This is a genomic window from Humibacillus xanthopallidus (assembly GCF_006716675.1).
GTDB classification, from domain to species: Bacteria; Actinomycetota; Actinomycetes; order Actinomycetales; family Dermatophilaceae; genus Humibacillus; species Humibacillus xanthopallidus_B.
Genome location: NZ_VFPM01000002.1, coordinates 1,514,853 through 1,541,018 on the forward strand (window position 1 = coordinate 1,514,853; position 26,166 = coordinate 1,541,018).

The 26,166-nt window shown below is 73.1% G+C and carries 26 protein-coding genes and 1 riboswitch; of the genes, 11 read left to right on the forward strand and 15 right to left on the reverse strand.

All coding sequences use genetic code 11. The annotated features are described in order from the left end of the window. Positions 1–6 precede the first annotated feature (6 nt). Both sucB and lpdA read right to left on the reverse strand, forming a co-directional pair. Entirely contained in the window at positions 7–1,860 is a 1,854-nt protein-coding gene (sucB, locus tag FBY41_RS14870) for a 2-oxoglutarate dehydrogenase, E2 component, dihydrolipoamide succinyltransferase (protein ID WP_141844968.1), read from the reverse strand. 31 nt (positions 1,861–1,891) lie between these two features. Then, positions 1,892–3,271 (reverse strand): dihydrolipoyl dehydrogenase, encoded by a 1,380-nt coding sequence (gene lpdA / locus FBY41_RS14875; RefSeq protein WP_141844969.1) that lies wholly within the window; start codon positions 3,269–3,271, stop codon positions 1,892–1,894. A gap of 155 nt (positions 3,272–3,426) precedes the next feature. Here lpdA and FBY41_RS14880 point away from each other — a divergent pair, with 155 nt between their 5' ends. Both FBY41_RS14880 and FBY41_RS14885 read left to right on the forward strand, forming a co-directional pair. Next, on the forward strand, positions 3,427–3,774 hold the full coding sequence (locus FBY41_RS14880; protein WP_260439789.1) for a hypothetical protein: 348 nt from the start codon (positions 3,427–3,429) through the stop codon (positions 3,772–3,774). A 94-nt stretch (positions 3,775–3,868) separates the two neighbouring features. Next, a complete protein-coding gene (locus tag FBY41_RS14885; protein ID WP_141844970.1) occupies positions 3,869–4,093 on the forward strand; it encodes a DUF5302 domain-containing protein in 225 nt (74 codons plus the stop codon). A 137-nt stretch (positions 4,094–4,230) separates the two neighbouring features. Here FBY41_RS14885 and FBY41_RS14890 read toward each other — a convergent pair whose 3' ends face one another. Further along, positions 4,231–5,709 carry a leucyl aminopeptidase gene (locus tag FBY41_RS14890; protein WP_141844971.1) on the reverse strand — a complete coding sequence of 493 codons (1,479 nt, stop codon included), beginning with the start codon at positions 5,707–5,709 and terminating at the stop codon, positions 4,231–4,233. 167 nt (positions 5,710–5,876) lie between these two features. Between FBY41_RS14890 and gcvT the strand changes: the two genes are divergently transcribed. Both gcvT and FBY41_RS14900 read left to right on the forward strand, forming a co-directional pair. Beyond that, on the forward strand, positions 5,877–6,995 hold the full coding sequence (gene gcvT / locus FBY41_RS14895; protein ID WP_185749068.1) for a glycine cleavage system aminomethyltransferase GcvT: 1,119 nt from the start codon (positions 5,877–5,879) through the stop codon (positions 6,993–6,995). A gap of 120 nt (positions 6,996–7,115) precedes the next feature. Next, entirely contained in the window at positions 7,116–7,556 is a 441-nt protein-coding gene (locus FBY41_RS14900; RefSeq protein ID WP_141844972.1) for a hypothetical protein, read from the forward strand. A gap of 33 nt (positions 7,557–7,589) precedes the next feature. Here FBY41_RS14900 and FBY41_RS14905 read toward each other — a convergent pair whose 3' ends face one another. After that, positions 7,590–8,723, reverse strand: coding sequence for a DmpA family aminopeptidase (locus FBY41_RS14905; RefSeq protein WP_141844973.1), 1,134 nt, complete (start codon positions 8,721–8,723; stop codon positions 7,590–7,592). Between the two features lie 121 nt (positions 8,724–8,844). Here FBY41_RS14905 and FBY41_RS14910 point away from each other — a divergent pair, with 121 nt between their 5' ends. Both FBY41_RS14910 and FBY41_RS14915 read left to right on the forward strand, forming a co-directional pair. Beyond that, positions 8,845–10,092, forward strand: a complete 1,248-nt coding sequence (locus tag FBY41_RS14910; RefSeq protein WP_185749069.1) for a Mur ligase family protein — start codon at positions 8,845–8,847, stop codon at positions 10,090–10,092. After that, a complete protein-coding gene (locus tag FBY41_RS14915) occupies positions 10,089–10,871 on the forward strand; it encodes a hypothetical protein (protein WP_185749070.1) in 783 nt (260 codons plus the stop codon). Before FBY41_RS14910 ends, FBY41_RS14915 begins: the two co-directional genes overlap by 4 nt. A 55-nt stretch (positions 10,872–10,926) precedes the next feature. Here the strand turns inward: FBY41_RS14915 and FBY41_RS14920 are convergent, their stop codons facing one another. From FBY41_RS14920 to FBY41_RS14945, 6 genes are read right to left on the reverse strand one after another with little or no spacing between them, the layout of a single operon-like run. Then, positions 10,927–11,724, reverse strand: a complete 798-nt coding sequence (locus FBY41_RS14920) for an adenosylcobinamide-GDP ribazoletransferase (protein WP_141844976.1) — start codon at positions 11,722–11,724, stop codon at positions 10,927–10,929. Beyond that, positions 11,717–12,337 (reverse strand): bifunctional adenosylcobinamide kinase/adenosylcobinamide-phosphate guanylyltransferase, encoded by a 621-nt coding sequence (locus FBY41_RS14925; RefSeq protein WP_141844977.1) that lies wholly within the window; start codon positions 12,335–12,337, stop codon positions 11,717–11,719. Before FBY41_RS14925 ends, FBY41_RS14920 begins: the two co-directional genes overlap by 8 nt. Then, positions 12,334–13,209, reverse strand: coding sequence for an ECF transporter S component (locus tag FBY41_RS14930; RefSeq protein WP_141844978.1), 876 nt, complete (start codon positions 13,207–13,209; stop codon positions 12,334–12,336). The genes FBY41_RS14925 and FBY41_RS14930 overlap by 4 nt, the downstream gene beginning before the upstream one ends. Next, entirely contained in the window at positions 13,206–14,828 is a 1,623-nt protein-coding gene (locus FBY41_RS14935; RefSeq protein ID WP_141844979.1) for an ABC transporter ATP-binding protein, read from the reverse strand. Before FBY41_RS14935 ends, FBY41_RS14930 begins: the two co-directional genes overlap by 4 nt. Next, the gene (locus FBY41_RS14940) at positions 14,825–15,901 is read right to left on the reverse strand and encodes an energy-coupling factor transporter transmembrane component T (RefSeq protein WP_141844980.1); all 1,077 of its coding nucleotides are present in this window, start codon (positions 15,899–15,901) and stop codon (positions 14,825–14,827) included. The genes FBY41_RS14935 and FBY41_RS14940 overlap by 4 nt, the downstream gene beginning before the upstream one ends. Positions 15,902–15,914: 13 nt before the next feature. Continuing rightward, on the reverse strand, positions 15,915–16,661 hold the full coding sequence (locus FBY41_RS14945) for an SCO2322 family protein (protein ID WP_260439790.1): 747 nt from the start codon (positions 16,659–16,661) through the stop codon (positions 15,915–15,917). 93 nt (positions 16,662–16,754) lie between these two features. Further along, a riboswitch (cobalamin riboswitch) is annotated at positions 16,755–16,904 on the reverse strand. A gap of 74 nt (positions 16,905–16,978) precedes the next feature. Between FBY41_RS14945 and FBY41_RS14950 the strand changes: the two genes are divergently transcribed. After that, positions 16,979–17,194 (forward strand): hypothetical protein, encoded by a 216-nt coding sequence (locus tag FBY41_RS14950; protein ID WP_141844982.1) that lies wholly within the window; start codon positions 16,979–16,981, stop codon positions 17,192–17,194. Continuing rightward, on the forward strand, positions 17,191–18,573 hold the full coding sequence (locus tag FBY41_RS14955) for a serine hydrolase domain-containing protein (protein WP_141844983.1): 1,383 nt from the start codon (positions 17,191–17,193) through the stop codon (positions 18,571–18,573). Before FBY41_RS14950 ends, FBY41_RS14955 begins: the two co-directional genes overlap by 4 nt. Positions 18,574–18,592: 19 nt before the next feature. Here FBY41_RS14955 and FBY41_RS14960 read toward each other — a convergent pair whose 3' ends face one another. Genes FBY41_RS14960 through FBY41_RS14970 form a run of 3 tightly spaced genes read right to left on the reverse strand, consistent with a single transcriptional unit; the run spans position 18,593 to position 20,802 of the window. Further along, entirely contained in the window at positions 18,593–19,171 is a 579-nt protein-coding gene (locus tag FBY41_RS14960) for a DUF3043 domain-containing protein (protein ID WP_141844984.1), read from the reverse strand. A gap of 9 nt (positions 19,172–19,180) precedes the next feature. Further along, positions 19,181–19,927, reverse strand: coding sequence for a protein-L-isoaspartate O-methyltransferase family protein (locus FBY41_RS14965; protein ID WP_141844985.1), 747 nt, complete (start codon positions 19,925–19,927; stop codon positions 19,181–19,183). 20 nt (positions 19,928–19,947) lie between these two features. Beyond that, the gene (locus tag FBY41_RS14970) at positions 19,948–20,802 is read right to left on the reverse strand and encodes a methyltransferase domain-containing protein (protein WP_221629284.1); all 855 of its coding nucleotides are present in this window, start codon (positions 20,800–20,802) and stop codon (positions 19,948–19,950) included. 59 nt (positions 20,803–20,861) lie between these two features. Here FBY41_RS14970 and FBY41_RS14975 point away from each other — a divergent pair, with 59 nt between their 5' ends. Continuing rightward, positions 20,862–22,238 (forward strand): dipeptidase, encoded by a 1,377-nt coding sequence (locus tag FBY41_RS14975; RefSeq protein WP_141844986.1) that lies wholly within the window; start codon positions 20,862–20,864, stop codon positions 22,236–22,238. A gap of 94 nt (positions 22,239–22,332) precedes the next feature. On the opposite strand, the gene FBY41_RS14980 is transcribed toward FBY41_RS14975, so the two are convergent. Both FBY41_RS14980 and nadA read right to left on the reverse strand, forming a co-directional pair. Continuing rightward, on the reverse strand, positions 22,333–23,166 hold the full coding sequence (locus FBY41_RS14980) for a metallophosphoesterase family protein (RefSeq protein WP_141844987.1): 834 nt from the start codon (positions 23,164–23,166) through the stop codon (positions 22,333–22,335). A gap of 8 nt (positions 23,167–23,174) precedes the next feature. After that, positions 23,175–24,377 carry a quinolinate synthase NadA gene (nadA, locus tag FBY41_RS14985; protein ID WP_141844988.1) on the reverse strand — a complete coding sequence of 401 codons (1,203 nt, stop codon included), beginning with the start codon at positions 24,375–24,377 and terminating at the stop codon, positions 23,175–23,177. A 115-nt stretch (positions 24,378–24,492) separates the two neighbouring features. On the opposite strand from nadA, the gene FBY41_RS14990 reads away from it, so the two are divergent. Beyond that, positions 24,493–25,659 (forward strand): glycerate kinase family protein, encoded by a 1,167-nt coding sequence (locus FBY41_RS14990; RefSeq protein ID WP_141845158.1) that lies wholly within the window; start codon positions 24,493–24,495, stop codon positions 25,657–25,659. Positions 25,660–25,787: 128 nt separating this feature from the next. Beyond that, positions 25,788–26,165 carry an iron-sulfur cluster insertion protein ErpA gene (erpA, locus tag FBY41_RS14995; RefSeq protein WP_020145450.1) on the forward strand — a complete coding sequence of 126 codons (378 nt, stop codon included), beginning with the start codon at positions 25,788–25,790 and terminating at the stop codon, positions 26,163–26,165. The last annotated feature ends 1 nt before the right edge of the window (position 26,166 follow it).

Below are 26,166 nucleotides of genomic sequence, written 5' to 3' on the forward strand. Positions count from 1 at the left end.
CGGCGATCATGCCTCGAAGCGTCCCTCCTCGAGGCGGGCCTTCATCGTGCCGAGGAAGCGTGCGGCGTCGGCACCGTCGACGATGCGGTGGTCGTAGGACAGCGCGAGGTACATCATCGAGCGGATCGCGATCGTCTCGCCGCCGTCGGCGTCGGTGACGACGACGGGACGCTTGACGATCGCGCCGGTGCCGAGGATCGCCACCTGCGGCTGGTTGATGATCGGCGTGTCGAAGAGCGCACCGCGGCTGCCGGTGTTGGTGATGGTGAACGTGCCACCGGCGAGGTCGTCGGGAGCGATCTTGTTGTTGCGCGTGCGGTCGGCGAGGTCGGCGATGGCACGGGCGAGGCCGGCGATGTTGAGGTCGCCGGCGTTCTTGACGACCGGGACGAGCAGGCCCTTCTCGGTGTCGACGGCGATCGCGAGGTTCTCGGTGCCGTGGTAGACGATCTCGTCGCCCTCGACACTCGCGTTGACCATCGGGTGCGCCTTGAGCGCCTCGGTGGCGGCCAGGGCGAGGAAGGGCAGGAAGCTCAGCTTCGTGCCTTCGCGGGCCTCGAAGTCGCTCTTGACCTTCGCACGGAGGCGGGCGACCTTCGTCAGGTCGACCTCGACGACGGTGGTCAGCTGGGCCGAGACCTGCAGCGACTCGACCATGCGCGTGGCGATCACCTTGCGCAGTCGGGTCATCTTCTCGCGCGTGCCCCGCTTGGGGGAGACCGTGGCGGGAGCGGCGGCTGCGGGTGCCGGGGCAGAGGGTGCGCTCGCAGCCGCGACCGGGGCGGCCGGCTCGGGGGCGGGCGCCTTGGCCGCCTCAGCGGCGTCGAGGACGTCCTGCTTGCGGATGCGGCCACCGACGCCGGTGCCCGTGATCGATCCGAGGTCGACGCCGTGCTGCGTCGCGAGCTTGCGCACGAGCGGGGTGACGTAGGCCGCTGCGTCGTCACGCTGCTCGGGCGCAGCTGCGGACTGGGCGGACTGGGCGGACTGGGCGGGCTCGGCGGCCTCGGGCGACTGCTGGGCCGGGGGCCGCGGGGCGTCGGCGGGGGCACCGGCAGGCTCGGGGGCCTTCTGTGCCTCGGCCGTGGGCTCTTCGGCCTGGGGCTCCTCGGCCTGGGGCTCCTCTGCCCGGGGCTCCTCGGCCCTCGGCTGCTCCGCGGGGGCGGCCTGCTCGGCCTGGGCCGGCGCCGCGGGGGCGCTGTCGGCACTTCCGCCGATGACGGCGAGGTCGGCACCCACGGGCACCGTGTCGTCCTCCTGGACGAGGATCTTGGTCAGCGTGCCGGCGACGGGGGAGGGGATCTCGGTGTCGACCTTGTCGGTCGAGACCTCGAGGAGCGGCTCGTCGACGGCGACCTCGTCGCCCTCGGCCTTGAGCCAGCGGGTCACGGTGCCCTCGGTGACCGACTCGCCCAGCGCGGGCATCGTCACCGTCTGGCCGCCTCCGCCGGCGCTGCCCGAGGAGGCAGCCTGCGGTGCCGCGGCCTGCTCGGCCTCCGGCTCGCTCGTGGCCGGCTGGGGCTCCTGCTCGGTGCTCGGGGCCTCGGGTGCCGGTGCTGCGGCCTGCTCCTCCGCCGGCTCCTCCGCCGGCTCCGGCGCGGACTGCTGCGGGGCGGGAGCGTCACCGTCGCCGATGACGGCGAGGTCGGCGCCGACCGGCACGGTGTCGTCCTCCTGGGCAAGGATCTCCTGCAGCGTCCCGGCGACGGGAGAGGGGATCTCGGTGTCGACCTTGTCGGTCGAGACCTCGAGCAGTGGCTCGTCGACCTCGACCTTGTCACCGACGTTCTTCAGCCAGCGGGTGACGGTCCCCTCGGTGACTGACTCACCCAGGGCCGGCATGGTCACGCGTTCTGACATGACGTGTTCTCTCCTCTTCCGAGTTACTGGCTCAAGCGTGTGCGTGAAGGGGCTTACCCGCCAAGGCCAAGTGTGCCTCGCCGAGCGCCTCGTTCTGTGTGGGGTGCGCGTGGACGAGACCGGCGACGTCCTCCGGGTGCGCCTCCCAGTTGACGATGAGCTGTGCCTCGCCGATCTGCTCGCCCATCCTCGCGCCGATCATGTGCACGCCGACGATGGGTCCACCCTTTGCGCGGACGAGCTTGACGAAGCCCTGCGTGCCGAGGATCTGAGACTTGCCGTTGCCGCCGAGGTTGTATTCGTAGGTCTCGACCTCGCCGTGCCGCTCGCGGGCCTGCGCCTCGGTGAGGCCGACGCTGGCGATCTCGGGGTCGCAGTAGGTGACGCGCGGAATGCCCGACTCGACGATGGGGGCCGGCGACAGGCCGGCGATCTGCTCCGCGACGAAGATGCCCTGGGCGAAGCCGCGGTGGGCGAGCTGCAGACCCGGCACGATGTCGCCGACGGCGTAGACGCCGTCGACGTTGGTGCGCAGTCGCTCGTCGGTGGGCACGAAGCCGCGGTCGACGGTGACACCCGCCTCCTCGTAGCCGAGGCCCTCGGTGACGGGCCCGCGGCCCACCGCGACGAGCAGCAGGTCGGCCTCGATGGTCTCGCCCGACTCGAGGGAGACCGTGACGGCGTCGTCGCTCTGGCTCGCGCCGGCAAAGCGCACCCCGGTCTTGAATCCGATCTTGCGCTTGCGGAAGGCACGCTCGAGCTGCTTGCTCAGTGCCTCGTCCTCGGCCGCGACGAGCCGCGGCAGTGCCTCGACGATGGTGACCTCCGAGCCGAAGCTGCGGAAGACGGAGGCGAACTCGACACCGATGACGCCGCCACCGAGCACGACGACGCGGTCCGGGACGTGGTCGAGCGAGAGGGCCTGCTCGCTGGTCATGATGCGGCCGCCGATCTCGAGGCCCGGCAGCGACTTCGCGTAGCTGCCGGTGGCGAGGACGACGTTCTTGCCGGTGAGGCGGCGGTCGCCGACGACGACGGTGTGCGGGCCGTCGAGGCGACCGGCGCCCTCGACGTACTCGATGGCCGCGGCCTTGACGAGGCCCTGCAGGCCCTTGTGGAGCCGCCCGACGACGCCGTCCTTGTATGCGTTGACGCCGGGCATGTCGACCGCCTCGAGCGTCGTGCGGACACCGAACCGCTCACCCTCGCGGGCGACGTCGGCGATCTCGGCGGCGTGGAGCAGGGCCTTCGTCGGGATGCACCCGACGTGCAGGCACGTGCCGCCGAGCTTGCCCTTCTCGACGAGGGCCACCGAGAGGCCCAGCTCTGCCGATCGCAGGGCGCAGGCGTAGCCGCCCGACCCTCCACCGAGGATGACGACGTCGTAGTCGTCTGCGGCGTCAGCCGACATGAGTTGATGCTCCTTGTGGGGCTCGTGGCGCTGGTGCTGGGCATTCGGGGTGGACTGCAAGAGCATCTTGTCATTGATCGAGGGGCACGTCACAAGCAGGGCACGCCGACCCGAGCACGAGGCGTCATGACGGGTGGAGCACGTACAGTGCCGCCATGGGCTGGTTCTCTCGCCGCAGCTCCCGGAAGACCGTGAAGTTCCCGGGGCGATCCGACGGGCCCGCGATGGAGATCGACCGCAAGGAGGTCGAGACCCACCTGCAGACGTTCGTCGCGACCAAGCGCGGCGTCGAGGCCTACGTCGAGCCGGCGACGAGCGTCACCAACACGACGATCGTGCTCATCGCGTGGGACGGCGAGTGGACCCGCCGGGCGGTGCCGTCTCCCAAGGAGGCCTTCGAGGTGAGCCGCAAGCTCGGCATCCCCGTCTACGACGTCAACCAGACCGGCTACCCCAACCGCATGCGTGAGTGGAGCAAGCGCAAGCGTCAGGGAGATGCCTGACTGCCAAAAGCACTGGCACGTATGCCGGGTCGCTGACACAGTGAAACCCGTTCCGTCCACGCCGGATTCGGCACCAACGAGAAGGAGGTACTCGATGTCCACGAAGGATGGGGACACATCGGCGCAGGAGAAGGGCGCCAGGGATGGAGCCAAGGCCGGCCCGAGTGAGGACATGAAGGCGAAGTTCCGCGCCGCACTCGACAAGAAGCACGCGCACGGCGGCAAGGACGTCTCCGACGACGGTGAGCGCTCGAAGGTCCACGGCGCCCACGGGCCGGCCAAGGCGCAGCAGATGTTCCGCCGCAAGTCCGGCGGCTGACCAGCACGGCTCCCGGGCCGGCCGGGTCGCCACGACCCGTCGCCGCCGGCATGTCGAAGGGCCAGAACGCGTCGCGCGTTCTGGCCCTTCGACGTTGCCCACCCCTCGAGGAGTCGCCCCTCGACGGTGGGGGACGGTCAGAGGTAGGACTCGGCGAGGCCGACGAGGGTGCGCACGCCGAAGCCGGTGCCACCCTTGGGCCAGTAGCCTGTCGGGCCCTTGTCGTTGAAGGCCGGGCCCGCGATGTCGAGGTGGCTCCACGGGATGCCCTCGCCGACGAACTCGCTGAGGAAGATGCCCGCCGTCAGCATGCCGCCCTCGGACCCACCCTTGTGTGCGAGGTCGGCGTTGATCGACTCGAGGACCGGGCGCAGCTCCTTCGGCAGCGGCATCGGCCACATCGCCTCACCCACCGCCTCGGCGGCGTCGAGCACGCGCGTGCGGAAGGCGTCGTCGTTGCCCATGACCGCTGCCGTGTTGGCGAGTGCGATGACCTGCGCGCCGGTGAGCGTCGCCACGTCGACGATCGCGTCGGGCTTCGTCTCGGAGGCGAGGGCGATGCAGTCACCGAGCACCATGCGGCCCTCGGCGTCGGTGTTGAGCACCTCGACCGTCTTGCCGCCGCGCATCGTCACGACGTCGCTCGGCCGCTGGGCGGTCGAGCTCGGCATGTTCTCCGCCAGGCCGAGGTAGCCGGTGACGGCGATCGGTAGCCCGAGCTCGGCGATGGCGAGCACCGCGCCCGCGACGGCCGCCGCTCCGGCCATGTCGCACTTCATCGTCAGCATGCCCGCGGCAGGCTTGATGCACAGGCCGCCTGAGTCGAAGGTGATGCCCTTGCCGACGAAGGCGAGGGTCGCCTTGGGACGGGCGGGGGAGTAGGTGAGCACCGCGATGCGAGGCTCGTTGGCCGAGCCCTGGCCCACGCCGACCGTGCCGCCGAAGCCACCCGCGCGCAGGGCCTTCATGTCGTAGGACTTGAGCTTGACCTTGCTGCCCTTGATCTTCGCCGCGACCGAGTCGACGAAGGTCTCGGGGTAGAGCAGGTTCGGCGGCAGGTTGACGAGGTCGCGGGTGTAGGCGACCGCCTCGCCCAGTGCGGCGGCCCGCTTGACGGCCTTGCGCGAGGCGGCGTCTCCGGGGCCGATGATCGAGACGGACTCGACGGCGTCGGTGCTCGTCGTGCCGGCCTTCGACACGGCATACGCCCCGAGGCTGACGCCCTCGGCGACTGCGGCGACGAGCTCGGCGGACGTGCCCGGCACGATGACGGCGGCCTTCTTCTTCTTGGCGAGACCGCGGACCGCGGCCCCGATCCCCTTGCGGACGTCCTCGAGGGCGGTCGCGTCGGGCGTGCCGGTGCCGAGCGCGCCGACGCCGGCGAGCACGACGACGCGCGCCTTGACGTCGGGCACCGACGCCAGCGCCGTGACCTCGCCCACCTTGCCGGCGAGCTCGAGGTCGCCGATGACGGAGCCGAGGTGCGTCACCGTGCGGCGGGCGAGTCCGTGCCCCGGGGCGAGGGCCGCGCCCTTGTCGCCGGATACGATGGCGACGACGAGGGCGTCGACCGCGGCATCTCCCGCCGAGCGGGAGGAGAGAGTCAGGGTGGTCACGGAAGTGCTCCTTGTGGGACGTGGCGTCGCGGGGGTGTCGGTGCTCGCGCGGGTGCGACCGTCGGGCTGGTGCCCGGCCGGCAGGCGGGGCGCGGCAGCACGACAGGCGTGCGCGCTCGATCGTAACCGGGCCGTCGCGTGCCCGCCGGAACGGTAGGTTGGCGAGCATGACGACAGCGCAGTCGGGGACGACCTCCCCGCTCCTCTCACCCCTGCACGCCCGCCACGTCGCCCTCGGGGCGAAGATGGCCGACTTCGGCGGCTGGGACATGCCGATCGAGTACCCCGGCGGTGGTGTCGTCGCCGAGCACACCGCGGTCCGCGAGCGCGTCGGCATCTTCGACGTCAGCCATCTCGGCAAGGCCTCCGTGGCCGGGCCGGGCGCGGCCGACTTCGTCAACGCCTGCCTCACCAACGACCTGCGGCGCATCCAGCCGGGCTCGGCGCAGTACACCCTGTGCTGTGACGAGTCGGGCGGCGTCGTCGACGACCTCATCGCCTACCTCAAGTCCGACGACGAGGTCTTCCTCATCCCCAACGCGGCCAACACGGCCGAGGTGGTCCGGCGCCTCGCGGCGGCCGCGCCGGACGGGATCACCGTCACCAACCTGCACCGTGACTACGGCGTCATCGCCGTGCAGGGCACGAAGAGCGACGAGGTGCTGGGCAGCCTCGGTCTGCCCACGGGCCACGACTACATGTCCTTCGTCGAGGCCGACTGGCAGGGCCGTCCGGTCATCGTCTGCCGCACCGGCTACACCGGCGAGCGCGGCTACGAGCTCGTGCCCCGCTGGGACGACGCCCCCGCGCTGTGGGACGCCCTCGTCGCCGCCCTCGAGCCCTGGGGCGGTATGCCGTGTGGCCTCGGCGCGCGTGACACGCTGCGCACCGAGATGGGCTACCCCCTGCACGGCCAGGACCTCTCGCTCGACATCTCGCCCGTCCAGGCCCGCGCCGGCTGGGCCGTCGGCTGGAAGAAGGACGCCTTCTGGGGCAAGGCCGCACTGGAGGCCGAGCGCGCGAACCCGACCCGGCTCATCCGCGGCCTGCTCGTCACCGGTCGTGGCATCCCGCGGGCCCACTGCGTGGTCAGCCGCGACGGCGAGACCGTCGGCGAGGTCACCTCGGGCACGTTCTCGCCGACCCTCAAGCAGGGAATCGCCTTGGCACTGCTGGCTCCCGACGTCGCCGACGGCGAGACGGTCTCCGTGGACGTCCGCGGTCGTGGCGTCGAGGCCACCGTCGTCAAGCCGCCCTTCGTGCAGGTGCAGGTCCGCGAGTCCTGAGGGTGACCACGACGGCGCGTCACCGAGATCGGGGGCGCGCCGGACGGCATACCGCGGGCTCGAGGGGGCAGGATCGGAGGCGGACGACCTCCGTCCTGACCCCACCCTGAGGAGCTGACCATGACCGAGACCCCCGCGGACCAGCCCGCCACGACGGGCGCACCGGGCGCCACCTTCACCGACGACGAGCACGGCACGCTGCGCTCGGCCGCCCTGCTGGCCGGCGCGCTGGTGTCGCGGGCCGAGAAGGGCATGTTCGACAGCCTCAAGGAGTCGTTCGCGGCCTCGAAGGCGATCGCCGGCTCACCTCCCCAGATCGCGGCTCTCGTCGGCAAGGGCGGCTTTCCCGAGCTGCCCAAGGGCACGCCGGAGCAGGTCGAGGCACGCACGCTCGAGCTGCTCGGCCAGGCCGTCGCGATCCTGCGCGCCAAGGCTCCCGACCTCGTCGACGGCTATCGGGCCATGGTGCTCGCGAGCTGCCGTGACGCCGCGGCGGCGGCCGACGACACGTCGGGCAACGAGCAGGCCGCCATCGCCAAGGTCGAGGCGGCCCTGACCTGACCCGGCCGGGCGAGAGCCCGGTGGGGACGGTCGTCAGCGCAGCGAGAAGCGGCGGCGGCCGTAGCGGTCGAGGATGCCGGCGAGCCGTTCGCCGTCGAGCGCGTGGACGGTCAGCCCGTCGCGACCGGTCATCGTCTCGGCCTGGAGCATCGCGTTGAGGATCGCCTCGGCGGTCGCCTCGATGACGGCCCCGAAGAGCGTGTCGAAGTACTCGAGCGCGAGCATCTCGACCTGCAACCCGACCGCGGTGCGGGCGCCGGGGCCCTGGTCGGGCATGCCGTGGGCGGCGGTCGAGAAGGCGATCATGAGGTCACCGGAGTAGTTGTCGCCGCGAGCGCCGAACTTCGCGATGCCGAGCCCCGCCCGCTGGGCGAGCCGGTTGAGCTGGTGCGGCAGCAGGGGGGCGTCGGTGGCGACGACGGCGAGCACCGAGCCAGTGCCCGGCGGCGGGACGCGGGTGATCTCCGACATCCTCGGGAAGGGGACGTCCTTCTTGGTGAGGACGTGCCCGATCGGCACACCGTTGACCTCGAAGTGCTTGCGGTCGCCGTGGTTGGCCTGCACGAGCACGCCGATGGTGAAGCGTCGCTCGCCGAGCTCGACGACGCGGGAGGCGGTGCCGGTGCCGCCCTTGAAGCCGTAGCACTGGGTGCCGGTGCCGCCGCCGACATTGCCCTCGGCGATCGGCCCACCGCGGGCGTCGTCGTGGGCGGCGTGGACGTGCTCAGCGGTGACGTGCTGACCGCTGATGTCGTTGAGGATGCCGTCCCACGTCTCGCCGACGACGGGCAGCATGATCGGCATCCGACCGGGCACGCGGGTCTCCCGCCGGATGAGGGTGTCGCGCACGACGCCGACGCTGTCGGTGTTGGTCAGGGCGATGGGGCTCGAGAGCATGCCCGACTCGTGGAGCCACTCGAGGCCGGTGAGCTCCCCGAAGCCGTTGAGCCGGTGGTAGCCCGCGAAGACCGGCTCCGTCGAGGGTCGACCCCCGTGGGGGCGCACGACGGTCACCCCGGTGCGGACGGGGCCCTGTCCGACGGTGAGGTCGCCCTCGCCGTGGACGATGGTGCTGTAGCCGACCCGGACGCCCGCGACGTCGGTGATGGCGTTGTGGGGACCGGCCTGACCGGTGCCGATCTCGATGCCGACGTCGCTCGCTCGCACGGGGGTCTCTCCTCATCCACCCGCGGGCGGCGGTCGGCCTGCGGCTACGATCTGGCATGTCCTCGGGCAGTCGCCGACCGAGATGTCTGGCGACCCCACGCCGTCCAGAAGGGTAGCCGCTTTGACTCACGCACGCGATCCGCTCCGTGCCCGCGCGGCGCTCGCCACCGGGAAGGCCGCCGGGCGGCTGTCCCAGGCGCTCGGCCGCGGCTCCGGCTCGATGATCGGGGGCCGCCTCGCCCTGCGCGTCGACCCGGAGGTGCTGCGTGCGGTGGCGGGCGACCGACGCACCGTCGTCGTCACCGGCACCAACGGCAAGAGCACGGTCACGGCCCTCGTCGCTGCTGCCCTCTCGCCGGGTGGTGCCGTCGTGTCCAACTCCACCGGCGCCAACATGACCGACGGCATCGTCACCGCCATGGCGGCCGACCGCGAGAGCGGTCTGGCCGCGATCGAGTGCGACGAGGTCTATCTCGGGCCGGTCGCGCGCGGCACGCGCCCCAAGGCCGTCGTCGTGCTCAACTCCTCTCGCGAGTACACCCGCGGCGTCTCGCTCAAGAGCACGCTGGAGCACTGGCGGCACACGGCCGCGACCCTGCCCGACGACTGCGTGGCGATCGTCAACGTCGATGACCCCCTCGTCAGCTGGGCCTTCGAGACGGCGCCTCGCCGCATCGGCGTCAGCGGCGGGCTCTACTGGCGTGACGACGCGCTCGTCTGCCCGGCGTGCGGCACGGTGCAGGACTTCACCGACACCTCGTGGAGCTGCCCCGGCTGCCACCGCTCGCGGCCCGAGCCCGACTGGACCGTCGTGCAGGACGGTGACGGGTGGGCCGTCGAGCACGCCGGCGGGCGCACCCGTCTGCACGTCACGGTGCCGGGTCGCACCGGGCCGGTCGGTGGCGCGTTCGCGCTCGCTGCCGCCGACGCGCTGGGGGTCGACGTCGACGCGGCCGCCGAGCGCATCAGCGCCGTCGCGGACGTCGACGGGCGGTATGCGCCCTACCGCGTGGGCGAGCACCAGGCGCGCCTGCTCATGCTCAAGAACCCTGCCGGATGGGCCGAGGCCATCGACGTCGCCGTGTCGACCGGCCGTCCGCTCGTCGTGGCGCTCGACCCCTTCGGGCCGAAGGACACCGCGACGATGTGGGAGGCGCCCTTCCACCGCCTGGCCGGGCGCGAGGTCTACGTCACCGGAGGGCGACGGGCCGACGGCCTCGCCATCCTCGACGCCGCGGGGGTGACGGTCCGCGAGGCGCCCGACCTCGAGTCGGCCGTGACGGGCCACGCCCCCGGCGAGGTGGTCGTCGCCTGCAACTACCCGGCCTTCCGCCGCATCTCGAAGCAGTTCCGAGGGAGCACCCATTGAGCCCGCAGCCGTCCCTCACCGTCGCGACGCTCTTCCCGCTCGCAACCGTCGCGGCCGCCGACGAGGCGAATGCCGCTGCGCTGGCGCGCCGCGGCGCGGCCCGTGGCGTCTCGGTCGAGCTCGTGACCGTCGACCGCCCCGGGGCCTTCGTCGACGCCCACGTCTACCTCCTCGGCGGCACCGGCCGCGGAGGGGTGCAGGCGCTGGTCGACAGCGTTGCCGACACCGACCTCGTCGTCCGGGTGCGTGACGGCCAGGCCGTCCTGCTCGCCGTCGACGCCGGCCTCGACGCCGTGAGCCACGCGTGGGTCGACGCCGGCGGAGCGGCGCAGGAGGGTCTGGGCCTCGCTCCGGTCACCGTGCACCCCGATCACGAGGCCACCGGCACGGTCGTCACCCGTCCGGACGCGAGCCTCGACCTGCCAGCCCTCATCGGGTGGGAGGCCAACGACCTGCGCACCGAGCTCCACCCCGGCGCCCGCCCGCTCTTCACGCTCGAGGCGGGCCGGGGCAACCGCGGCGAAGGCGCAGGCGAGGGGGTCCTCGCCGGCAACGTGCTCGGAACGCGCCTGCACGGCCCGTTGCTCGCACTCAACCCGGAGCTCGCCGACCTCGTCCTCGCCCGCGCCCTGGCCCGCGAGGAGCCGTGGCCGAGGCTCGAGTCACCCGCGGTCGAGCGGGCCCGCCGCGAGCGCATCGCGGAGGTGCGGCGCGACGTTCCCGCGGCCGGCTGGCGCGACCGCCTCCCCTCGAGAGTGGCCCGGCTCCTCCCGAGCTGACCCTCGACCAACGGTCGTCCGTCGCCTGAGCGGCGGCCCCGCGCCGCCGCTCGTGTCAGGTTGCTGCGTGCAGGGCCGACGCGACGACGAGGCCGGTCGCCATGGCGATCTCGATGGCCGCTCCGATGACGTCGCCGGTCACGCCTCCGAGGCGGCGCACGGCGTGATGACGCGTCGCCAGCGCTCCGGCCGCGGCCGCCAGCGCGACCGCCGCGCTGGCGAGTGCCGTCGTCCCCCACGGGCGCCCGGCCGCCACCGGTGGGAGCGCGGCTATGGCTCCCGCCGCGACGCAGACGACCAGGACGAGGGCCGCAAGTGCTCGCCGCGACACGGTGCCGGCCACCCCTTGGCCGAGCCCCTCCTCCCGAGCAGGCGGTATGCCGTGTCGCGCGCAGATCGCGGGAGCCAGCCGGCTCGCGACGAGGGCGGTCACGGCGAGGACCGCTCCGACCGCGTCGGTGAGCAGGGCCGCGAGGCAGGCAGCGTCGAGGCCGAGGACGAGGACGAGTGCCGTGGCCCCGGCCGGGCCGGTGTCGCCCCGACGCATCACCTCCAGCGATCGCTCGCGGTCGTGGCCCGAGGTCAGGCCGTCGGCGAGGTCGGCCAGGCCGTCGAGGTGCAGGGCCCGCGACAGCAGCGCGGGCACGACGAGCCCGAGGACTGCGGCGACGGCATACGGCAGCAGGCCCCGAGCCGTCAGCAGTGCGAGGGCGACCCACGACAGCACGACGGGGACCGTCGTCAGGGGCGCGAGCAGCATCGCGCCCCCCAGACTGCGACGGTCGACGGTGCGCGGCGCCCCTACCGGCACCGCGGTGAAGGTGCCGACGGCGAGGCGCCAGGCGTCACGCATCGGGGACGGCCGGCGGCAGCGCCTCGGGCACGACCGCGGCGTCGCTGAGGTCGAGGACCCGCCCGACGACGACGAGGTGCACGCGGGCGGCAGCGGCCGCGACGGCGGCATTGAGCCGGCCGAGCTCGTCGTGGAAGAAGCGGCCCGACGCGGTCGTCGCCACGAGTGACCATCCGACCTCGTTGGTGACGACGACAACGGGGACGCGGGTGGCGCAGAGCGTCTCGACGAGCGCCTGCCGCTGCCGCCCGACGAGCTCGGCGGCGGCGTCGAGGTCGTCCCACCCGCTCTCGTCGACCAGCGCCGTGATCCAGGTGCCGAGGCAGTCGACGAGCACCGGGCCTTGCGCCGACCGGATGACGCCCACGACGTCGCTCGTCTCGACCGTCGTCCACGACATCGGGCGCCGCACGCGGTGGCCCTCGACGCGACGGGTCCACTCGGCATCGGCGAGGTCGGCACGACGGCCCGTCGCCAGGTAGGTCACGGCGGGCTCGTGCGCGAGCAGCTGCTCGGCGTGGCGGCTCTTGCCGCTGCGCACCGGACCGGTCACGAGGGTGGTGCTCGACGCCCTTGCCGTGGCCCTCGCCGTTGCCCGCGTGGCGGGGCTCACCGGCGCACCTGCTCGCTCGGGGGTTCGAAGGCCACCGGGGCGTCGAAGGCGGCACGCCTCGCGGCTCGCCGGAAGACGCGGAGCAGGGCCGGCCCGGCCACGACGACGAGGACGGCGTTGAGCACGCCGCGGGGGAGATCCCACCCGAGGGAGGTCGCGAGGTAGAAGAGCGCGTAGTGGGCGAGGTTCTCCGAGACCGGGGCGCCGGGGACGAAGCCCATGCCGGTGGGTGCGTTGGCGCCGAGGAAGGGCCAGAACCACAGGTTCATGAAGAGCCCGAAGACGAGGCCGGTGACGAGGGCGTAGGCCGCGACGACCCACCGCTCGGCCCGGCTGCCGGCAGCGACGGGGAGCAGCCCGGCGCCGAGCCCGATACCGCCGGCGCAGACCATCTGGAAGGGCAGCCACGGCCCGACCCCTCCGGTGAGGAGGGCGCCGGTCGTCACGGCGAGCGCACCGGACACGAAGCCGACCCCCGGACCGAGCACGCGCCCCGCGACGATGACGACGAAGAACATCGGCTCGAGCCCGGCCGTGCCGGCGCTGAGCAGCCGCATCGCGCCGCCGGCCGCGGCAGCGACACCGAGCACGGCCACGGTCTTGGCGTCGAGGCGACCCGCCGAGACCTCGGCGAGGCAGACGACGGCGAGCAGGGCGATGAGCACGGCGAAGAACCACGGAGCGTCGTTGCCGTGCGCGATGGCCACCTCGGCCGGGACGACGAAGGGCCAGATGAAGGCGAAGAGCCCGACGACGCCGACGACGGCGACGGCCACGACGGCCGGCCACCGCAGCGGGATGACTCGTCGCGAGCCGGTTGGTGTGGCGCCGAGTGCCGTCGCGACGGGCGTCTCCGGCGGCCGGGAGCTCATGCCGAGCGCCCGATCGCGTTGGCGACCTCGGCGACCGTGAGCCAGGTCTGCGGCAGCATCACCTTGGTGACCTGGGGGGCGAAGGCGGGCGAGGCCGACAGCACCTCGCGGGCCTTGCCGTCGGTGACGATCTCGCCGTCGGCGAGGATGACGACCCGGTCGGCCACCTCGGCGGCGAGCTCGACGTCGTGGGTGGCGAGCAGGATGGTCGTGCCCTCGGCGGCCAGGCCCGAGAGGACCTCGCCGAGCCGGTGCTTGGCGCCGTAGTCGAGCCCCCGGGTGGGCTCGTCGAGGAGCAGCACCTCGGGCGAGCCGGCGAGGATGACGGCGAGCGCGAGCTCGAGGCGCTGGCCCTCGGAGAGGTCGCGGGGGTGCTGGGCCCCGTCGATGCCTCCCGAGATGCGGTGCAGCAGAGCGGCCGTCGTGCCAGGAGCCGCGCCGAAGTCGGCATCGGCCGCCACGCACTCCGCCGCGACGGAGTCGGCGTAGAGGAGCAGCTCGGGCTGCTGGGGCACGAGCCCGACCGCACGCACCCGCTCGCGCGGGGGCACGGCGTGCGGGTCGACCGACGACGCCCCGAGCCGCACCCGCCCCTTGGCGACCGGGTGCTGCGCGGCGATGGCGCCGAGCAGGGTCGACTTGCCGGCGCCGTTGCGGCCCATGAGGGTCGTCACCGAGCCGGCCTCGAGCCCGAGGTCGAGCTCGTCGATGACGATCCGGCCGGCCCGCACGACACGCAGGTCACTGACGCTCAGGGCCGTGGCCGGACCGACTGCTCGCAGCTCGGGGACCGACCGCGAGCTCGCCTCGACGAGCCGCTCACGCAGCGCCGAGGCCCGGCGGCGGGCATCCCGGATCGACAGCGGCGTCGGAGCCCACCCGGCGAGGCGCGACAGCCCGACGACGGGCGGGTAGATCTGCGAGTCGAGCATCGCCTCGGCGGGGTCGAGCAGGTCGGAGGTGTGGCCGCCGTCGACGAGGACGACCCGGTCGGCATGGTGCACGACGCGCTCGAGACGGTGCTCCGCGAGCACGACGGTCACGCCGAGGTCGTGGACGATCCGGTGGAGCGAGGCGAGCACCTCCTCGGCCGCGACCGGGTCGAGCGCCGACGTCGGCTCGTCGAGCACCAGCACCCGCGGGCCGGCGGCGAAGAGGGCGGCGATCGCCGCGCGCTGCTGCTGGCCGCCTGAGAGGGCCCCGAGGGGCCGACCGCGCAGGGGAGTCAGCCCGAAGAGGTCGAGCGTCTCCTCGACCCGTCGGCGGATCGAGGTCGGGTCGAGGCCCATCGTCTCCATGCCGTAGGCCACCTCGTCCTCGACGACGTCGGTGACGAAGGTGGTGCTCGGGTTCTGCTCCACGAGGCCGACGACGGTCGCGAGGTCGCGGGGGCGGTGCCGCGCCGTGTCGAGCCCGTCGACGGTGACCCGCCCGCTCAGGGTGCCCCCGCTGAAGTGCGGCACGAGGCCGTTGATGGTGCGCAGCAGGGTCGACTTGCCGCTGCCGGTGGGGCCGACGACGAGCACGAGCTCGCCCTCGGGGATCTCGAGCGTCACGTCGTGGAGGCTGGGAGCGGGCGCGCCGGCGTACGTCACCGACACGTGGTCGAAAGTGATCATCGGTCCTCCTCGCGAGGTCGGGGGGTGAGCCACGCGGGCACGGCGGCGAGGAGCACGGCAGCCACGACGGGGAGGGGGAGCGCGGGCAGGCCCGGTGCGGGCGTGACGATGATGCCGTCCCAGCCCCGGACGGAGCCGGCGACGAGGACGACCGCGGGCACGGCACCAGCGAGCGCGGTCACCGTCTCCGGCCACTGCCACCGGTCCCGGCGGTGCCCGGAGCGCCGCTCGCGCGACGCGCCGACGACGAGGCTGGCGGCCGCGAGCGCGGCCCCGACCGCGAGCAGCGGCAGGCCGAGAGCGCCCCCGGCCGAGGCGTCGAGCAGTCCGTAGAGACCGCCGAGCACGCCGAGCAGGCCGACGAGCGCGAGCCCCGAGGCGAGTCGCCGGTCGCGCGTGCTGGCGTGGACGGTCCGGCCGTAGCCGCGGGACTCCATCGACGCCGCGAGGCCGAGGGAACGCTCGAAGGCGGTCTCGAGCACGGGCACGGCGAGCCGCGCCGTCTCGCGCGCACCGGTGCCCTCGTGGCCGCGCAGGGTGCGCGCGGCGCGCACCGCCCGGGCGTCGGTCACGAGCTGGGGCGCGAAGGTGAGGCCGACGACGACGGCGGTGCCGACGTCGTAGAGCGTCGCCGGCAGGTAGCGCAGCAGCCGGCGTGGGCTCGCGAGGGCGTTGGCGGCCCCCAGGCAGGCGAGGACCGCGGCGAGGCGCAGGCTGTCGTAGACGGCATACAGCAGCGACTCGAGCGTGACCGGGCCACCCAGTCGGATGCCAGAAGCCCACTCCGGCAAGGGAACTCGCGGAAGCGTGAAGAGGACGGTCTCGCCGTGCACGCCGTTGCCGAGCAGCATCGTCATGACGACGCGGAAGGCGATGATGATCGCTCCGATGGCGAGGAAGCCCCACAGCGGGTTGGTCGTCGCCGGATCGCGTCGCTCCGTCACGACGACGATGCAGACCCCGATGACGAGCAGGAGCACGACGGGGTTCGTCGTGCGCGAGGCAGCCGTCGCGAGGCCCAGCCCCCACAGCCACCAGGCTGCGGGGTGCAGGAGCCTCGGACGGAGCGGCATCGCGGTCGCCCGGTCAGGACCGGGTGCCCGCCCCCCGGCGGGAGCGTGCGACGAGGTAGCCGATGAGGGCGAGGACCGCGAGGACGGCTACGACGTATGCCGCCACGGTTCCCGCACTCGTCGACGTGTCCTGGGCGGCGGGCTGGGCCGAGATCGGCGTCGCGACGGCGGCAGGGGTCTTGGTCGCCTCAGCCGGGGCGGCGATGGTCACGGGGGTGTCGGCGGCCTTGGCCTCCGCACTGACCTCCTTGACCTCGTCGGCACAGCCCTTGGCCGGGTAGCCGGCGACCGCGCAGAAGAGACCCTTCTCGGTGCGCAGCTTGCCCGCCTTGGCGAGCACGTCGGTGCTCGTCGCGTCGGTCGGCACGGAGGCGCAGAGCGCGACCGGCTGCGGCGGGGTCGCCCCGTCGCCGGAGTCGGCCGGACGGCCGTAGTCGACGACGAGCCCGACCCGCTTCTGTCCGGCAGCAGCGGGGGTGGCCCCGCACAGCTGGTCGAAGGTCAGCACGGCGCGGGGGAGGCGGGTCGACTGCTCGTCGCCCACGGCGAAGCGCCAGCCCTCGACGCTGCCGTCGACGGGCACGGTCTGGTCCGGGCCCTTCTGGGCGAAGACCCAGGCGCCGCCGGACAGCTGGTAGAAGCCCCAGTACCGGTAGGCCGCAGCCTGCGCCGGGGCGATGGTCAGGACGGCGAAGGCGCCGGCGAGCAGCAGGGACAGCACGACCCGCAGGGGCGTGCGACCAGGACGAACAAGGGACACGGTTTCCTCCTCGCGGTCGGACACCGTGCGGGCAGGCGGGGCCGGGGCCCCGTGCCTTCGGGCGACTCCGGTCCGCATTCCACGACAGACTGACAAAGGAGCCGAGTGGACGCGGGTTTTCCGACTTTGCCCCGAGCCGGCCCCCTGGTGGGGAACGGCCGTCGGCATCACGGTTGCGGGTCAGCGCCGGAGTCACACCGGCTTGCCCCATCGTCCTTCGGTACGTGCGAACCGTGGCACGTGGCCCCCACGCTCGTCAAACCGCACGTCGGGCGGCGGTCCGGACCGCTGTCGTGGCGGCTGGCTAGGGTGAGGCCATGAGCGCTGACTGGTCCTGGCTGTTCCTCGACGCCCACGGCAACACGATGGAGGGCGAGGGTCTGCCGACGGCCGGCTTCCCGACCCAGAGCGACGCCGAGAACTTCCTCGGGGAGTCGTGGCAGGAGCTGCTCGCCGCCGGGGTCGAGGCCGTGACGCTGCGCCAGAACGAGGCCGTCGTCTACGGCCCGATGAGCCTGCGGGCCGCGGAGTGAGCGAACGCCTGTCCGACGCGCTGGGGCGCGACCTCCTCGGACGGGTGCTGACGGCGCAGCGCTCGTGGCGCTCACCCGGCGTCAGCGCCGGTGTCGTCCGTGACGGCGAGCTCGTGTGGTCGGCGCACGTCGGGTCGGCGCGGCTGGGTGAGCCCGGCGCGCCTGTCTCGCCGGGGTCGGCTGCGCCGGCTGACGACGACACGCAGTTCATGATCGGCTCCGTCACCAAGACCTTCACGGCGCTCGCCGTCATGTCGCTGCGTGACGAGGGCCGGCTCACCCTCGACGACGTGCTGGGCGACTACCTGCCCGGCACGCGGCACGGCAGAGTGCCGCTGCGGCAGATGCTCGCCCACGCCTCCGGCCTCCAGCGCGAGCCGATCGGCAACATCTGGGAGAGCCTGCAGGCCCCCGATCGCGAGGCCTTCGTGGCCGGCGTCGAGCAGGCCGAGCAGGTGCTGCCCGCGCACCACGCCTTCCACTACTCCAACCTCGCCTACGGCCTGCTCGGCCAGGTCATCGAACGGGTCACCGGCCAGGACTGGGAGCACGTCGTCCGAGACCGGGTCACGGGGCCGCTGGGCATGACGCGCACCGGCCTCCTGCCGGCGCACGACCGCGCGGTCGGCTACCAGATCGACCCCTACGCCGGCACCGCCCGCGAGGAGCCCCTCTTCGAGCTGGGCGCGACCGCTCCGCTCGGTGGGCTGTGGTCGACGGTCGCCGACATGGCTCGCTATGCGGCCTACGTCGCGCGCCCTGACGGCCGCGTCGTCTCGGCCGAGACGGTCGAGGAGATGTGCCGACCGATCATCATGACCGACGTCGACAGCTGGGGTGGCGCCTACGGGCTCGGCTTCGGCATGGGCCGGCGCGGCGAGCGTGTCTACGTCGGTCACGGGGGAGCGATGCCCGGCTTCCTCACCGGCCTCCGGGTGCGCCGCCGCGAGGGCGTGGGGGCAGTCGTCTTCGCGAACGCGAGCTCGGGGGCGCTCTCGCTCGCCCTCGCCACCGACCTCGTCGAGGCCGTGCTCGACGCCGAGCCCTCGCTGGCGGCTCCGTGGGCGCCAGAGGCTCCCCGTCCCGAGCTCGAGCACCTGCTCGGGCTCTGGTGGTCGGAGGGCTCGCCCATCACCTTCTTCGTCCGTGACGGCGCGCTGTGGTCGCGCCTCGGCGAGGATGACCCGCTCTCGGAGACGCGGTATGCCGCCGAGCGCCGTGACGGTCAGGTCGTGGCCGACCGCTTCCGTGCCGTCGAGGGCCGCGAGCGCGGCGAGCTCCTCGAGGTGGTGCGCGCGCAGGACGGTTCGGTCGACCGGCTCTACTTCGCGACGTATGCCGTGACGCGCGCGCCGCTCGCCTTCGCCGACCTGCTCTGACCGGGGGCCTCAGCCGGGGTCAGGACGGGTGGTCGCCGCGTGCGACCTGGGGCTTCGGCATACGGGTGCGGCGCATCTGGAAGGCCCGCATGATGGCGTACCACGCGTCGCCCTTCTCGGACTGGCCGAACTTCGACTCGATCTTCGTGCGGGTGCGCCGCCACATGAGCAGGGCGTCGATGACCGCGACGATGATGAGGCCGTAGACGAGGATGAAGACGGCCATGAGCGCCCAGCTCGCGCGCACGAAGCTGAGCAGCAGCACGATGAGCATGATCGGCAGCATGAACTCGCCGATGTTCCAGCGGGCGTCCACCGTGTCGCGGATGAAGCGCCGACGCGGCCCCTTGTCGCGGGCCGGCAGGAACTTCTCGTCGCCGGCGAGCATGCCTGCTCGCTGCTTGGCCATCTGCTCCCGGCGCACGGCCTTGTCGGTCGAGCGGGCCGCCTTGCGGTCGGTGACGATGAGGGGACGCTTGTTGAGGGCCTCCTGCTCGCGACGCTTCGGCGTCGGGCGGTTCTTGGCCCCGGGGCGCGCCTGGTCCTGCTCGACTGGCGGGGCGAGCTCTTCGTTGAGGGTCTTCTTGCGTCCGAACACGGACACACTCTAAGCGCTGGCGGGCGGGTCGCCGGCATCGTGAGCGTGGGTGAGACCGGGGCTGTGACTGGGGCCGTGACTGGAGTAGCCGCCGCCGCGTGGATCAGGTGGCCCGCGGGTGACCTGCCGGGGGCTGCAGCGGGACGAAGCGGTAGTAGCCGCCGCCGCGTGGATCAGGTGGCCCGCGGGTGACCTGCCGGGCTGCAGCGGGACGAAGCGGTAGTAGCCGTGCTCGCTCACCCGCGTCGCTCCTGCCTCGAGGACCACGAGCGCCATCCGGCCGGCGACGGGCACGACGAGCCGCCCGGGGTCGGCGAGCTGGTCGACGAGCGCCTGTGGCAGGCGAGCAGCCTGCGCCGAGACGAGGATGCGGTCCCACGGACCCTCGGCGGGCAGGCCGAGGACGGCGGGGTCGGCCGCGCGAGCCTGCGCCCACGGCATACCGGCCCGGGCGACGTTCTCGGCGCCCCACCGGGCGAGGTGGGGCTCGATCTCGACGCCGACGACGTGGCCGGCCGGGCCGACGAGGTGGCCGAGCAGGGCCGTCGTCCACCCGGACCCCGAGCCGACGTCGAGCACCCGCTGGCCCGGACGGACGTCGAGCAGGCGGAGCATGTCGGCGACGGTGCGTGGCTGCGAGCACGTGCCGCCGTGCCCGATCGGCAGTGGTCCGTCGACGCCGGCGCGCCGGCGCACCCCGCGCGGCAGGAAGTCCGCTCGCGGGACCGCCTCGAAGGCGTCGTCGACGGCGTCCACCGTGTCAGTGAACCACCGACCTACGACCCCGCGGGCTGCCGCGGGCGGCGCGCGATGACGTGCAGGAGGGTTCCGAGGGCGCGATACGGGTCGGTGGCGCCCAGGCGCTCCTCGACGTCGAGCAGCTCCGCGAGCTCGGCGCCTCGCGGGGCGGGCTCGTCGACGGGCACGTCGTCGGACGCCACGCGCACCCCGCCCCACGCCTCGACGTCGAGGCCCGCGTCGGCGCACGCCGACGTCAGCGACGCCAGGGTGTCGGCGCGAGCGTCGACACCGATCTCGTTGCGGTAGAACGCATCTCGGCCCTCGACTCGCGCAGCGGTGCTCTCGTCGAGCATCCGGATGGCTGCGCTCCAGTCGTGTCGGGAGGCAGGTCGCCAGGCCAGTGCGTCACCGTTGCGGGCCAGGACCGACAGCGTCCCGCCGGGGGCCAGTCGCTCGGCCAGCGACCGGATCGCCGACCGGCTCTCGGGAAGGTACATGAGCACGCCGTGGCAGAGCACGACGTCGAAGGTCGCCGACCGGACGCTGGCTGCCAGGCTGTCGAGGTCGCCGCCCAGGAGGGTGACCCGGTCGCGCGCGACCTGGTCGAGGTCTGCGGCGCTCCGGTCGAAGGCCGCGCGCATGCCCTCGTCGGGCTCGACCGCCGTCACGACGTGCCCGAGGGCAGCGAGCCGCAGGGCCTGGGTGCCCTGGCCCGCCCCGACATCGAGCACGGTCGCGGGCGGCGCGGGCAGGTGCTGCGCCAGCTGTCGGGCCACGACCTCCTGCCGCACGACGTTGCGCAGGTTGCCGAGCCGGCGCAGCCAGGCGTCCTGTCCGGCGAGGAAGGAGTTGGCGGCGACGACCCCGAAACTACCCGCGGCCCCTGACACGAGGCAGACGGCATACGGGCTCCTCGTCGGTGCCCGCCGGCCTCGGTAGGGTCACCGGTGTGACCGACGCAGCCCGCACCCCAGCCCTCACGCCCGACGAGATCGAGGCCATCCGCGCCCGCGTGGCCGAGCTCATGCCGCAGGTGCGGGCCGACCTCGAGGCACTCGTGCGCATCCCCAGCGTCTCGGCGAGCAGCTTCGACCAGTCACAGGTCGCCCGCAGCGCCGATGCCGTCGCCGAGCTGCTGCGTGCCGAGGGGCTCGAGGTCGAGGTCGTCACCGAAGGCGGACGGCCGGCGGTCATCGGGCACGTCGACGGACCCGAGGGCGCGCCGACGGTCACCCTCTATGCCCACCACGACGTGCAGCCGCCCGGTGACGAGGCCGACTGGCACACCGCGCCCTTCGAGCCGACGGAGCGCGACGGGCGCCTCTACGGCCGCGGTGCGGCCGACGACAAGGCCGGGGTGATGGCCCACATCGCGGCGCTGCGCGCGCACTCGGGCAACCTCCCGGTCGGTCTGACGATCTTCGTCGAGGGCGAGGAGGAGTCGGGCTCCCCGTCGCTCGAGACGATCCTCGAGCGCCACGGCGACCGGCTCGCTGCCGACGCCATCGTCATCGCCGACTCGACCAACTGGGCCGTCGGCGCGCCGGCGCTGACGACGACCCTTCGCGGCGGCCTGCGGGCCGTCGTCACGGTGCGCACCCTCGACCACTCCGTGCACTCGGGCATGTACGGCGGCGCCGCCGTCGACGCGGTCACGGCGCTCGTGCGGTTGCTCGCGAGCCTGCACGACGACGACGGGTCGGTCGCCGTCGCCGGGCTCGACGTGGGCGAGGCAGCCGACCTCGACTACGACGAGGCACGCTTCCGCGAGGAGAGCGGACTGCTCGACGGTGTCGAGCTCATCGGCACCGGCTCGATCCTGTCGCGGCTCTGGACCAAGCCGTCGATCACGACGATCGGCATCGACGCCACGTCCATCGACAAGGCGTCTAACACGCTCGCCGCCTCGGCCGCTGCGAAGATCTCCGTGCGCCTCGCGCCGACGCAGGACCCCGCGGCGGCGTTCGAGCTGGTCAAGGCGCACCTCGAGAGCCACGCCCCGTGGGGCGCCGAGGTCGAGGTGGCGTTGGAGGAGAGCGGTCCCGGCTTCGCAGCCCAGGCCGACGGGCCGCTCTACGACGAGGCGCGGGCCTCCTTCGCCGACGCCTGGGGCGTCGACCCCGTCGACATCGGCGTCGGCGGGTCGATCCCGTTCATCGCGAGCTTCGTCGAGCGCTTCCCGGATGCGGCGATCATCGTCACCGGCGTCGAGGACCCCGACACCCGCGCGCACGGGGCCAACGAGTCGCTGCACCTCGGCGAGTTCGAGAACGTGTGCGTCGCCGAGGCAGTCTTCCTCGCCCGAGTGGGGGCGCTGCACGGCTGACGGCCGCGTTGCATGCTTGGTGGCCGCGTTGCACGCCTGATGGCCGCCGGGCTCAGGACGGCGGGCTCAGGACGGCGGGCTCAGGACGGCGGGCTCAGGACGGCGGCGGGAAGGCCGATCCGCGGTAGACCTGCTCACGCAGCTCGAGGGCGTAGGCCTCGACGTCGGGCATGCCGAGCTCGCGGGCGACCGCGATCTCGGCCTCGACGTCGTAGGGCACCCGCACGAAGGTGATCGACGGCCCGGCCCTGCCTCCCGGCGCCGCCACAGCGGGCCCGCTTTCGGGCCCGCTGCCCGGGAAGCTGCCCGGGAAGGTGCCCGGGAAGCTGTCCGGCCCGGTGTCCGGGTCGCCCTCGAGGATGACGTACGGCGCTCCCGGTGCGTCGAGCGGGTTGCCGACCGACCCGGCGTTGAAGAGGGTCAGGCCGAGGTCGACCTCGAGGTAGGTGCCGTGGATGTCGCCGTATCCGACGACTGTCGGCGTCGGACCGTCGCCGGTGAAGTCGGTGTTGGTGAACATCCCCCGGAACTCCTCCGGCGTGTGGTCATAGTTGACGCGGTGGAACTCGTGCACCTGCGAGGCGTGGAAGAAGCGGACGTGCTGACCGCTCATGACGAGGTCATGGGTGTTCGGCAGGGCGAGCAGCCAGGCCCGGTCGTCGGGGCTGAGCTCGTCGTGGGTCCACTGCGCGGCCGGCCAGAGCTGGGTCTCGTCGCGCGCGATGAAGGTGTCCCAGTTGCCGCGCACCGTGACCTCGCAGTGCGCCCGGGTGAGGGCGATCGCCTCTGAGCCGCGCGGCCCCTTGCCGACGACGTCGCCGAGGTTGATGATGCGCCTGATCCCGCGCGCCTCGATGTCGGCCAGCACTGCCTCGAACGCGGTCGTGTTGCCGTGCACGTCGGAGACGACGGCGATGCGGCCGGGCATCGAGGCAGTCAGTCCTTGTGGGTCGTGCCGGGCAGGGCGAGCATCCGGTCGAGCGCGGCCCGCGCCTCCGCGGCCACCGTCGGGTCGACGCGGATCGGGTTGACGACGCGCCCGTCGACGAGCGACTCGAGCGCCCACACGAGGTGGGGCAGGTCGATGCGGTTCATCGTCGAGCAGTAGCAGACGTTCTTCTCGAGGAAGGCGATGCGCTGCTCGGGGAACTGCGTCGCGAGGCGGCGCACGAGGTTGAGCTCGGTGCCGACGACCCAGGAGGTGCCGGCCGGCGCCGCGGCGATGGTCTGGATGATCTTCTCGGTCGAGCCGACCTCGTCGGCGAGCTCGACGACCTCGTACTGGCATTCGGGGTGGACGATGACCTTGACGCCCGGGATCTCACGTCGGGCGGTCTCCACCGCGTCGACCGAGAAGCGGCCGTGCACCGAGCAGTGCCCTCGCCACAGGATCATCCGGGCGCGACCGAGCTGCTCGCCGGTGAGGCCGCCGTTGGGGCGGTGGGGGTCCCACACGACGCAGTCGTCGAGCGAGAGTCCGAGCTCGCGCACCGCGGTGTTGCGCCCGAGGTGCTGGTCGGGCAGGAAGAGCACCTTGCCGGTGCCGTCGACGCCGCCGACCTGCTCGAACGCCCAGTCGAGGGCGGTGCGGGCGTTGGAGCTCGTGCAGATCGTGCCCCCGTGGCGGCCGGTGAAGGCCTTGATCGCGGCCGAGGAGTTCATGTAGGTGACGGGGATCGTCTGCTCGGCGACCCCGGCGGCGCTCAGCTGCTCCCAGCAGTCCTCGACCTGCGCGATGGCGGCCATGTCGGCCATGGAGCACCCGGCGGCGAGGTCGGGCAGGATCACGGTCTGCTCGTCGCTCGTCAGGATGTCGGCGGACTCGGCCATGAAGTGCACGCCGCAGAAGACGATGTAGGGCGCGTCGGGACGGGCCGCCGCGTCACGCGCGAGCTTGAAGGAGTCGCCGGTGACGTCGGCGAACTCGATGACCTCGTCGCGCTGGTAGTGGTGGCCGAGCACGAAGACCCGGTCGCCGAGCGCGGCCTTGGCGGCACGGGCTCGCGCCACGAGGTCCGGGTCGGACGGTGACGGCAGCTCGCCGGGGCACTCGACACCGCGCTCCGTGTGCAGGTCGGTGCCCTGCCCGAGCACGAGCAGGGGCAGCGGGGCCGGTGCCGAGGCGGTGTCGGTGCTCATCCTCAGATCGTATGCCGTCCGGCCCCCACCCCCGATTCGAGGTGATCCCGGGAGCAGGGTCCCCTGCGGGATCACCTCGAACCGCCGGGGCGTCCGGGATGGGAGGATGCGGCTCGTGCACGTCGTCATCGCCCCGGACTGCTACACGGGATCGCTCACCGCCGGACAGGCCGCCGACGCGATCGCCGAGGGCTGGGCCCGCACGGCGCCGCACGACGTCCTCTCTCGCATCCCCCTCTCCGACGGCGGCCCCGGCTTCGTCGACGTGCTCTCCGCCAACCTGCGCGGCGAGGTGCGAGCCGTCGTGACGACCGACCCGCTCGGACGGGAGGTGCCCGCGACCTTCCTGCTCGTCGACGACGAGGGCGGCCCCACGGCATACCTCGAGTCGGCGCAGGCGGCGGGGCTGCACCTGCTCGCCCCCGAGGAGCGCGACCCCACCCGCACGACGACGCTCGGCGTCGGCACGCTGCTCCTCGCCGCGCTCGACGCCGGCGCGAGGCGCGTCGTCATCGGGCTCGGCGGCTCGGGGACCAACGACGCCGGAGCCGGACTGCTCGCGGCGCTCGGCGTCGGACCGGTCGACCGACTGGGCCTCGGCGGCCTCGCGCTCGCCGAGGTCGCGGAGCGAGACGTCGAGGGCCTCGACGCCGCCCGGGGGCGCCTGCGCGGCACCGACCTCGTCGTCGCGAGCGACGTCGACTCGCCGTTGCTCGGGCTCAAGGGAGCGAGCGCCGTCTTCGGGCCGCAGAAGGGTGCCTCGGAGGAGGACGCCCAGCGCCTCGAGAACGCCCTGGGCCACTTCGCGAGCATCATCGCGCGGGTCAGGCCGCCAGCCAAGGACCTGCTGACGGGCACCCTCATCAGGCCGGAGCGCCAGCCGGGGGCCGGAGCCGCGGGTGGGCTCGGCTACGCGTTGCACCTGCTCGGCGCGCGTCAGGTCTCCGGCGTCGGGGCGGTGCTCGACGCGGTCGGCTTCGGCCACGTGCTCGCGACCGCCGACCTCGTCGTCACGGGGGAGGGCCGCTTCGACTGGCAGTCGCTTCAGGGAAAGGTCGTCGTCGGCGTCGCCGAGGCGGCCGCACGGCTCGGCATCCCCGCCATCGCCATCCCCGGCCAGTCGCTCGTCGGTCGCCGGGAGGCGATGGCCGCCGGGCTCTCCGGCGTGTATGCCGTCGCCGAACGCCCGCAGCAGGTGGCTGACGCGCTCGCCGACCCCGTGGGCACCCTCGCGGCCCGGGCCGCCCGGGTGGCCCGCACGTGGTCACCCCGCCCCGCCTGAGCACGCCCACGTGGTGGTGATGCACCGATCTGTCGGGCTGCGTCGTATCCTGAACGAGCCGGGAACACTTCCGGTAGTGCGTGGGTTGTCACTCCTGACCCACGCTCCACGACGTGAAGGACCAACACATGAGTGTCGAGACGAACGCTTCTCCCGCCGAGGTGCAGACCGAGGCTCCCGCCCACGGTGTCGTCCTCACCGACGTCGCCGCCACGAAGGTCAAGAGCCTGCTCGAGCAGGAGGGTCGCGACGACCTGCGCCTGCGCGTGGGCGTGCAGCCCGGCGGCTGCTCCGGCCTGATCTACCAGCTCTACTTCGACGAGCGCAGCCTCGACGGTGACCTCGTGCGCGACTTCGACGGTGTCGAGGTCGTCGTCGACCGGATGAGCTCTCCCTACCTCGAGGGCGCGACCATCGACTTCGCCGACACGATCGAGAAGCAGGGCTTCACGATCGACAACCCCAACGCGGGCAGCAGCTGCGCGTGCGGCGACTCGTTCAGCTGAT

What these genes read in the sequence shown, in the direction of transcription:
- sucB (WP_141844968.1), bottom strand. Translation starts at nt 1,860, where the DNA reads ATGTCAGAACGCGTGACCATGCCGGCCCTGGGTGAGTCAGTCACCGAG.
- lpdA (WP_141844969.1), bottom strand. Translation starts at nt 3,271, where the DNA reads ATGTCGGCTGACGCCGCAGACGACTACGACGTCGTCATCCTCGGTGGA.
- FBY41_RS14880 (WP_260439789.1), top strand. Translation starts at nt 3,427, where the DNA reads ATGGGCTGGTTCTCTCGCCGCAGCTCCCGGAAGACCGTGAAGTTCCCG.
- FBY41_RS14885 (WP_141844970.1), top strand. Translation starts at nt 3,869, where the DNA reads ATGTCCACGAAGGATGGGGACACATCGGCGCAGGAGAAGGGCGCCAGG.
- gcvT (WP_185749068.1), top strand. Translation starts at nt 5,877, where the DNA reads ATGACGACAGCGCAGTCGGGGACGACCTCCCCGCTCCTCTCACCCCTG.
- FBY41_RS14900 (WP_141844972.1), top strand. Translation starts at nt 7,116, where the DNA reads ATGACCGAGACCCCCGCGGACCAGCCCGCCACGACGGGCGCACCGGGC.
- FBY41_RS14920 (WP_141844976.1), bottom strand. Translation starts at nt 11,724, where the DNA reads ATGCGTGACGCCTGGCGCCTCGCCGTCGGCACCTTCACCGCGGTGCCG.
- FBY41_RS14930 (WP_141844978.1), bottom strand. Translation starts at nt 13,209, where the DNA reads ATGAGCTCCCGGCCGCCGGAGACGCCCGTCGCGACGGCACTCGGCGCC.
- FBY41_RS14935 (WP_141844979.1), bottom strand. Translation starts at nt 14,828, where the DNA reads ATGATCACTTTCGACCACGTGTCGGTGACGTACGCCGGCGCGCCCGCT.
- FBY41_RS14940 (WP_141844980.1), bottom strand. Translation starts at nt 15,901, where the DNA reads ATGCCGCTCCGTCCGAGGCTCCTGCACCCCGCAGCCTGGTGGCTGTGG.
- FBY41_RS14950 (WP_141844982.1), top strand. Translation starts at nt 16,979, where the DNA reads ATGAGCGCTGACTGGTCCTGGCTGTTCCTCGACGCCCACGGCAACACG.
- FBY41_RS14980 (WP_141844987.1), bottom strand. Translation starts at nt 23,166, where the DNA reads ATGCCCGGCCGCATCGCCGTCGTCTCCGACGTGCACGGCAACACGACC.
- nadA (WP_141844988.1), bottom strand. Translation starts at nt 24,377, where the DNA reads ATGAGCACCGACACCGCCTCGGCACCGGCCCCGCTGCCCCTGCTCGTG.
- erpA (WP_020145450.1), top strand. Translation starts at nt 25,788, where the DNA reads ATGAGTGTCGAGACGAACGCTTCTCCCGCCGAGGTGCAGACCGAGGCT.